Source organism: Acinetobacter sp. UBA2063 (assembly GCF_002333245.1).
In the GTDB taxonomy this organism is placed as follows: domain Bacteria; phylum Pseudomonadota; class Gammaproteobacteria; order Pseudomonadales; family Moraxellaceae; genus Acinetobacter; species Acinetobacter parvus.
The window spans coordinates 1-7,703 of sequence record NZ_DDAH01000146.1 but is presented as its reverse complement, the minus strand read 5'-3'; the positions used below and the strand labels follow the sequence as shown (position 1 = coordinate 7,703).

The 7,703-nt window shown below is 43.6% G+C and carries 9 protein-coding genes; 8 read left to right on the top strand and 1 reads right to left on the bottom strand.

The genetic code is table 11. The annotated features are described in order from the left end of the window. Positions 1-80: 80 nt before the first annotated feature. Positions 81-1,502, bottom strand: coding sequence for a cysteine--tRNA ligase (cysS, locus tag B4H32_RS06650; RefSeq protein ID WP_004681068.1), 1,422 nt, complete (start codon positions 1,500-1,502; stop codon positions 81-83). 337 nt (positions 1,503-1,839) lie between these two features. Between cysS and B4H32_RS06645 the strand changes: the two genes are divergently transcribed. The 8 genes from B4H32_RS06645 (at position 1,840) to B4H32_RS06610 (ending at position 7,546) form a co-directional block, all read left to right on the top strand. Beyond that, positions 1,840-2,817: a KpsF/GutQ family sugar-phosphate isomerase gene (locus B4H32_RS06645; protein ID WP_004681067.1), complete on the top strand. Its 978-nt coding sequence runs from the start codon at positions 1,840-1,842 to the stop codon at positions 2,815-2,817. A 3-nt stretch (positions 2,818-2,820) separates the two neighbouring features. Then, positions 2,821-3,360, top strand: coding sequence for a KdsC family phosphatase (locus B4H32_RS06640; RefSeq protein ID WP_004677981.1), 540 nt, complete (start codon positions 2,821-2,823; stop codon positions 3,358-3,360). Between the two features lie 40 nt (positions 3,361-3,400). Then, a complete protein-coding gene (lptC, locus tag B4H32_RS06635) occupies positions 3,401-3,949 on the top strand; it encodes an LPS export ABC transporter periplasmic protein LptC (RefSeq protein ID WP_004677979.1) in 549 nt (182 codons plus the stop codon). Continuing rightward, a complete protein-coding gene (gene lptA / locus B4H32_RS06630; protein ID WP_004677976.1) occupies positions 3,933-4,481 on the top strand; it encodes a lipopolysaccharide transport periplasmic protein LptA in 549 nt (182 codons plus the stop codon). Before lptC ends, lptA begins: the two co-directional genes overlap by 17 nt. Continuing rightward, the gene (gene lptB, locus B4H32_RS06625; protein WP_004681065.1) at positions 4,481-5,227 is read left to right on the top strand and encodes an LPS export ABC transporter ATP-binding protein; all 747 of its coding nucleotides are present in this window, start codon (positions 4,481-4,483) and stop codon (positions 5,225-5,227) included. The genes lptA and lptB overlap by 1 nt, the downstream gene beginning before the upstream one ends. Before the next feature lie 152 nt (positions 5,228-5,379). Then, positions 5,380-5,979, top strand: a complete 600-nt coding sequence (locus B4H32_RS06620; protein WP_004681062.1) for an IMPACT family protein — start codon at positions 5,380-5,382, stop codon at positions 5,977-5,979. Then, positions 5,972-6,583: a chloramphenicol acetyltransferase CAT gene (locus tag B4H32_RS06615; protein ID WP_004681060.1), complete on the top strand. Its 612-nt coding sequence runs from the start codon at positions 5,972-5,974 to the stop codon at positions 6,581-6,583. The genes B4H32_RS06620 and B4H32_RS06615 overlap by 8 nt, the downstream gene beginning before the upstream one ends. Positions 6,584-6,703: 120 nt before the next feature. After that, positions 6,704-7,546 (top strand): universal stress protein, encoded by an 843-nt coding sequence (locus B4H32_RS06610; protein WP_286800968.1) that lies wholly within the window; start codon positions 6,704-6,706, stop codon positions 7,544-7,546. Positions 7,547-7,703 lie beyond the last annotated feature (157 nt).

The window sequence follows — 7,703 nt, the reverse complement described above, 5'->3', positions numbered from 1 at the left end:
CAACTGAGCTATTCCCGCAATAGGTCGCATTATAGAGAGTTTAATCAAACTGTCAACTCTCTATGTTGCTAAGTGTTGATTTAATCAGCACGTCGCCAAATAGTTCCCTGACGGGTATCCTCAAGCACAACACCCTGATCCAATAAAGACTGTCGAATGGCATCTGCCTGAGCAAAGTCTTTGGCTTTTTTAGCATCAACACGTTGCTGGATAAAGTTTTCAATTTCTGTGTCAGAAAGGGAGAGTGCTTCCTGACCAATATCCGATTTTAAAAACTCATCTACATCATGCTGAACCAAGCCAAGAATATTGGTTAAATAGCGTAAGGTTGAGTAGAGGACAGTTGCCTGTTCAGCAGTTTCTTCCTTAACAGCACGGTTTAACTCTTTATTTAGCTCAAATAAAACTGCCATTGTTTCCGCAGTATTAAAGTCATCCCGCATTGCGGCATTAAAACGTTTAACAAAACCTTGCTCTAAAGTCTCAACTGTTTTTTGCCCATACATTTGCTGGTAGGCTTTAAATGAATGATAAAAACGGCTGAGTGCGGTTTTCGCCTCTTTCAAGGCAAAGTCAGAGAAGTTGACTGGACTACGGTAGTGTGATGACACAATAAAGTAACGGATCACTTCTGGATGGAATTTTTCCATTACATCACGAATGGTAAAGAAGTTGCCTAAGGACTTCGACATTTTCTCACCATCGACATTAATGAAACCCACATGCATCCAGTAATTCACATACTGTTCGCCTGTTGAAGCCTCACTTTGGGCAATTTCATTTTCATGGTGTGGGAACATCAGGTCCGAACCACCACCATGAATATCGAAATGATTACCCAGACAGCAGGTGGACATCGCTGAACATTCAATATGCCAGCCTGGACGGCCATTGCCCCAAGGTGAAGCCCATGCAGGTTCATTTTCCTTGGCGTGTTTCCAAAGGACAAAATCAAAAGGATGTTTCTTTTCAACCTCGACATCGACACGTTCAGATGCGCCCGCCTGCATATCCTCAAGCTTACGGCCCGACAAGCGACCGTATTTGTCAAACTTGGTCACTTCAAAATAAACATCACCGTTGGCAGCAGGGTAGGCTGTGCCATTATCCACCAGCGTAGCAATCATGCTTTGCATCTGGTCAATATATTCGGTCGCTTTGGGTGCTTCATCGGGTAGCACACAGCCAAGGTTGGCTGCATCCTCATTCATTGCATCAATAAAGCGTGCAGTGAGTTGCTGGATGGTTTCACCATTTTCATTGGCACGGGCAATGATCTTGTCATCAATATCAGTGATATTACGGATATAGCGAACTTTCCAGCCCTGACTACGCAAAAAGCGAATGATGTAGTCAAATGCAACCATAACCCGAGCGTGTCCAATATGACAATAATCGTAAACCGTCATACCACAGACATACATATCGATTTGTCCCTCTTTGCGTGGCACAAATTCAACTTTTTTACGTTGCTCAGAATTATATAGAACAAAAGGTTGCATAAGGGTTTTCAAACACTCTACAAAAATCGTTATTCATCATAACGTATGCATTGTATTTCATAAAGTTATCGGGCAAAAAATAATGGACCAGATCAATTTTAATGATTATGTTGTTTGGGATGGGGTGTTATCCCTGTTCTTGAAACATGGGTTGTAGTGTGTAGCGATCAGCGTCTGGAGTTTGCGGTTCATTGATCTTTATTTTTCTCCATTTTCCCAAAAATCTTACACATTTTAGAAACGTGTATAACTTCTAGTTATGCTAGAATCTCGATCATTCTTTTGATTACAATCATCTACCTCCAGTAGATCGCATATTATTTTGAGTTAAACCTGCATGTCACAAACGATAAATTTCCAAAAAAGTGCGCTGGAAACTTTGCGCATTGAACAACAAGCGATAGAAGTACTTGCAACACAAATTGATGAACGCTTTGACCGCGCCTGTGAAGTGATTTTGCAATGCAAGGGGCGTGTGGTTGTTACAGGAATGGGTAAATCTGGTCATATTGGCCGCAAAATGGCGGCAACCTTTGCCTCCACAGGTACACCCTCATTCTTTATGCATCCTGGTGAGGCAGGGCATGGTGATCTGGGCATGCTGGTGCGCGGTGATGTACTGATTGCAATTTCAAACTCGGGCAAGAGTGATGAAATTATGATGCTGATGCCACTGATTAAACACTTGGAAGTGCCTTTAATCACCATTAGCCGTGATGACAAGGGACCAATGCCACAGAATGCTGATATTGCCCTGACGCTGGGTGCGGCAGATGAAGCATGCCCACTGGGATTGGCGCCTACATCAAGTACCACCGCAACACTGGTTCTAGGGGATGCTTTAGCGGTTGCGTTGCTGGAAGCACGAGGCTTTACCGCAGATGATTTTGCCCGTTCCCATCCTGCGGGTGCGCTGGGTAAGCGTTTGCTTCTGCATGTGAAACATTTAATGCACACAGGTGCAGAGTTGCCAAAGGTAACCCCTGATACGCCGATGAATAAAACCCTGTTTGAGATTACCGAAAAGCGTCTGGGTTTAACCACGGTGGTGGATGAAAATGACATTCTGTTAGGTATTTTCACCGATGGTGACTTACGTCGTATGATTGACCATCAACAGGGTTTTGACATTAACCTGCCTGTTTCTGCGGTGATGACCAAAAACCCGATGACAATTTCGCAGGAAGTTCGTGCTGTCAAAGTGTTGGAAAAAATGAATGAGAAAAAGATTAACCAATTTGTTGTTGTTGATGATGCCCATAAGGTAATTGGGGTAATTAGCATGCATGATCTGATTGAAGCGGGAGTGAGTTAAGTCATGGCATCGTATGCACTTTTAGAGCAAGCGCGTCATTTACAGGCACTGGTGCTGGATGTGGATGGTATTCTAAGCGATGGTTTTGTGACCTTGACCAACTCAGGTGATGAAGTCAAGTCTTTCGATATCCGTGATGGCTTGGGAATGAAGTTGGTGCAGCAGGCAGGCATGAAAGTGATTATCATCACTGGACGTAAAAGCCAGATTGTTGAAAAGCGCATGTCTGACTTGGGTGTGGATCTGGTGTTTCAGGGACGTGAGGATAAGGGTGTGGCATTGCGTGAAGCCTGTGCACAGCTCAATATCCTGCCTGAGGACTGTGTCTATATGGGCGATGACTGGCCTGACCTGTCTGCGTTTGCAATTGCAGGTATGAGCATTACCGTGCCCAATGGCCATGAGGAAGTGCGTCGCCGTGCAAATCTGGTCACCCAAGCGATGGGTGGACGTGGGGCAGTACGTGAGGCCTGTGATATGTTGCTGATGGCAAAAGGTGTTTACCAAGAGCTACTTGCAAAATACCTGACTGTACCACATTAATATCAGTATTAAACTCCCCCAAGGTTAGGGCACCCTGTTTATGGATACCAAGGTTTTATATGTTGTTGCTGTAATTGTTGCTGCGATCAGTGGCGGCTATTACTATTACAGCGGCAAGGCAAAAAAGCTGGAAGTTGATTCAGCTAAAAATATGACATATTCAGCACAGGGCGTTCATCTTACGCAAACAGATGAGCAGGGGAATTTATATATTCGTGCCGAAATCAAGCAGTTGCAACAGGATATGCAACAGAAAACATCACAGCTTGATCAGCTCAATGCGGTGATGTACAAACAGGGCAAGCCTGATGCGACCTTTTTTGCCAAACAGGCAAATGGTTACGATGACAATAGCAAAGTAGTCCTGACTGGAGACGTGGTTGCGACACAATTATCTGAACAGGGTAAAATGGAGTTTCATACGGATGAACTCACAGGCTATCCGAAAACCAGACAACTGGAAACGCAGCATCAGGTCATTGTGCAGTCACCAACGGCTGAGTTTGTGAGTCAGGGACTAAAAGCAGACCTCAATCAGGGTCAATATGAATTTTTCAAAGTTCGAGGAAAGTATGCGCCAAAACCTTAATACCCAGTATCGTTCATCTTTCCTGAAACAGGTGGCTTGTGTTGCGGTGGTTGCACTCTCTTCTGCCTCAAGTTTTGCTTTACCGTCAGACCGTAACCAACCACTTTCTCTGGCGGCTGAAAACGCGACTTATAATAGTAAAACGGGTATTACCACTTATACGGGCAATGTGGTGATCGAACAGGGCACCATGAAGCTTCAGGCGGACTCACTGGTTGCCACACTGAACAGTAAAAACGAGATTCAGACCATTACCGCCAAAGGCAAACCTGCCAAGTTCCAGCAGCAAATAGAAGCCAACAAGGGGTTGGCACGCGGTGAGGCGCAGAATATTGTCTACAACGCAGACACAGGGATTATCACGTTGACTGGTAATGCCTATCTCTATCAGGATGGTTCCAGTATTCGCGGCAACAGGTTGAAATACAGTATGAACAAGGGCGATGTTGAGGCGCAGGGTTCATCATCTAATCGTATTCAGATTATCATTCCACCATCAAGTTCAAAAAGCTTTCCAGGGGCACGTGATTAATGGAACAGTCAGGTCAGCAACCACAGACATTGTGCATTAAGTATTTGGCGAAAAATTATAGCAAGCGCTGGGTTGTGAAAGATGTTTCTTTTACCATGCAAAGTGGTCAGATTGTCGGACTGCTTGGGCCGAATGGTGCGGGAAAAACCACCAGCTTCTATATGGTTGTTGGTCTGGTGCGTATGGACAAGGGCGAGATTCACCTCGATGACCTTGACCTGTCCGATCTGGCTATGCATGAGCGGGCGCGTAAGGGAATTGGCTATTTACCTCAGGAAGCGTCTATCTTTAGAAAGCTGACCATTGCTGAAAATATTATGGCAATTTTGGAGACACGTAAGGGCCTGAATAAGCAGCAGCGCCAGCAACGCCTGACTGAGCTTTTGAATGATTTTAAGATCAATCATATTAAGGATTCACTGGGTATGAGTGTTTCTGGTGGTGAACGCCGTCGGGCTGAAATTGCACGTGCATTGGCTGCCGATCCAAAATTTATGCTGCTGGATGAGCCATTTGCAGGGGTTGACCCGATTTCCGTGGGTGATATTAAGGATATTATCCAAACCCTAAAAGAACGTGGGATTGGGGTGTTGATTACCGACCATAATGTGCGTGAGACTTTGGCCATTTGTGAAAAGGCTTATATCGTGAGTGAAGGATCGGTGATTGCTGAAGGCACTCCACAGGAAATTCTGGATAATGAGCAGGTGCGTAAAGTGTATTTGGGTGACGATTTTGTGGTTTAAATTTGAACAGTTGTTTATATCCTAAAGAACTTGCGGGTTCTTTTTTATAAGTTATCATTAAAAAGTAAACATGTATTCTTTTCCGAATTGGAGATACCTCTCTCATCTACAAAAATTGATATAATTTCTTTTTTGCTTTTATCTAGATTTTTATGCCATTCACCATTGCTCATACGATTACTTTTGAAGAAGAAATTAAAAAAAGTCGTTTTCAGGCGATTGCTGCGGTTGTTGAAAATGAACAACAGGTCAAAGCCTTTTTAGAGCAGACTAAAGATACATCAACCACCCATCAATGCTGGGCATGGAAGATTGGACACCATGTACGCTTTAATGATGATGATGAACCCTCTGGAACAGCAGGTCGTCCTATTCTGGCAACCATAGAGGGCAATGATTTAACCAATGTGATTGTCATGGTTAACCGTTGGTATGGCGGAATCAAGCTGGGCACAGGTGGACTGGTACGGGCTTATGGTGGCTGTGCTGGACAATGTTTGCTATTGGCTGAGAAAATTGAGCTAATTGAGAAAAAAGCAATACAGTTTGCCTGCCTGTTTAATGAATGGGCGATTATCCAGTATGAGTTGATGCAGCAACAGATTGAATATCAGGAAAGCTATACTGAAAATGGGGTGATGATTGAGGCGCGTGTACAAGTTCAGCAAATTGAACCACTCAGGCATAAACTTCAGGACCTGACGAGAGGACGTGAGCAGGTTAAGATTGTTGAGGAATCTGTAGATGACTGATCCATTATTAAAGTATCGGGAGCAGCATAAACATCGTTTAAATTATATGCCTTGGCTATATTGGTCATTGAAACCCAAACATCGGGAATGGGCGGAACAATGGCAGGCGGAATATCAAGCCTACCTGCTGGAAATGGAAACGGTAGAGATTGGAGAGAACTGTTTCATTTCTCCTTTAGCCCATATTTTTGCAGAGCGTGGTCGTAAGATCAGCATTGGTGACAACACCTTTATTGCGGCGGATTGTACTTTGCATGGACCGTTGCAGATTGGCAATGAGGTAGCAATTAACCACCACTGTATTTTAGATGGTGGACGTGCAGGCATTAAACTGCATGATCAGGTGCGTATCGCAGCGTATAGCCATTTATATGCTTTCGATCATGGTATGGATTTAGAACGTCCGATTTACCAACAGGCAGTGACTTCAAAAGGCATTGAGATTGGACAGGATGTTTGGCTGGGGGCGCATGTTGGGATTAAAGATGGTGTAAAAATAGGAGATCATGCCGTCATTGGAATGAACAGTATGGTGACTAAAGACATTGAAAAGCATGCCATTGTTGCAGGTAATCCAGCTCGCTTGATCCGTTATCGAAAATAAGAAAATAGCATGAAAAAGTTCAGAAGATTCGATACATAAATTTAACCTATCCTGGTTTTATCTGTGTTAAGTTAAAAACAAGTACAAGACCTAAGGTGTTAGACCTAAAGAGAGGCGAACATGAACCGTGTCATTGCATGTATTGATTCTTCACCTTGTATCGAGGCGGTCGCTGAAGCAGCCGCATGGGTGGCGAAGCAAACGCAAAGAGAATTAGTACTGTTGCAAATCCTAGACTATTATCCAGCAAGCTATCATTTAGGTGAAATCAGCGGTGTCATTGGTTTTGAAAGTAATGCCATGCTGCTTAAGGAGCTGGCCGAACTTGAGCAAAAGCAAAGTGAACTCGCACTCGACTACAGTAATAACTTACTAAAACATATTTCTGAACTGATTGAAAAACAATATGGTTTAACCAGTACCAAGATTCAGGAAAAAGGCGATTTTCTTGAACAGAGCTTTAATATTTTAAAAGAGAATGATGTTGTCATTATTGGGCGTGTGGGCGAACGGGCGGCTGAAAAGAATAAGCCGATTGGCAGTAACGTAGAAAACTTTATTCGTGGTGCAAACTGTACAGTGATTACAGTAGGCGAGCATTTTGAAGCACCGAAACGTTTTATTTTCGCTTATGAGTATTCACCGACCTGTCAAAAAATGCTGCAACGCATTGCCCAAAGTGATTTATTGAAAACACTGCAATGTCACTTACTTTATGTTGGTGATCATCCTGAAATGCTGACCGAACCTGAAAAGTATTTAAAGGATGCTGGTATAGAGGTTGTACCTGTCTACCGTTATGGAGATGTGGCACAAAATATTCTTGAATATCAGGCAGAGCATAAGATTCAGTTGATTGTGCTGGGGGCTTTCAGCCACAGTAAAATCCATCAATTCTTTTTGGGTAGCATCACCACCACAATTTTCCGTAATGCCAATGTGCCTTTGCTTGTGGCTAAGTAATTCATTTTTATAAGAGGGTCTATTACACTTCAGCCATGCATTGCGTTATAGGCTAAAATGACTCAAACAAGGCATGAAACGCAGGCAATGGCGTGACCCTTGTCAAGTTTCATAACGAAGTTTGGGGAAGTTTTAACCATAACCCTGTGGGACAGGG